This window comes from Pseudopedobacter beijingensis, assembly GCF_042678145.1.
Taxonomy (GTDB): Bacteria; Bacteroidota; Bacteroidia; order Sphingobacteriales; family Sphingobacteriaceae; genus Pseudopedobacter; species Pseudopedobacter beijingensis.
The window spans coordinates 1-772 of the sequence record NZ_JBHUDG010000027.1 but is presented as its reverse complement, the minus strand read 5'-3'; the positions used below and the strand labels follow the sequence as shown (position 1 = coordinate 772).

At 47.0% G+C, this 772-nt stretch carries 1 pseudogene; it reads right to left on the bottom strand.

The window, feature by feature from the left end:
- Nucleotides 1-772 (bottom strand): annotated as a pseudogene (locus ACFSAH_RS14080) (hypothetical protein); the annotation flags it as partial.

Here is a 772-nt window from a genome sequence, read left to right as displayed (position 1 = left end):
CCTCCGCCATTAGTATTCGCGGTATTATTACTGACCACAACATCCGTCAATACAGGGGAAGACTGGTCCCAGTTATACATACCACCACCATTAGTGGTCGCTTCATTCCCGCTAAGGATAACATTGCTTAGTACCGGAGAAGATTGGTCACTATACACACCCCCTCCATAAACAGCTGAATGATCACCTATCATTACATTCCTTAACTTGGGGGAAGAACCAGCTAGATTAAGCATCCCGCCACCATAACCCCTATTGACATTGACTTGCCGCACTGCAAATGCCACTTCTTCTGTCTTTGCGTACCCTTTTCTAATAGTAAAGCCATCCAATACTGCTTTGCCTACATCGCCTACGGACAGTACCACATGATAGGCATTGTCAGAATCAATATCAGATGCACCTAAGTCACCTGAAAGGATAGTGCCGTTGGCTGGGGCTCCTCCAGCTACGCTCGGGATGATACGCTGGTGAGACAGCTCTGTGATACTATTTTCCAGATCGAAACCGCCGTATAGCTGGACATTTTTGACCAGCAGGAAAGTTTTGTCCCGGTTGTTTACTGGATTTTCAGAGTTGACAACTCCATCCTCTGGGCTGTATTTTGGCAGGTAAGTCCCCGTAGCTACGTAGATCTGTAAAGGGCTATTTTCGTCCCATAAGTTCTCATCCACTTTCTCGTTTGCCCATTTCAAGGCATCGGCAAGGTCGGCGGATTTATCCCATGAGGAGCCATCGCCTGCTGCCCCTTCCTTGACATAAAGAATATTAT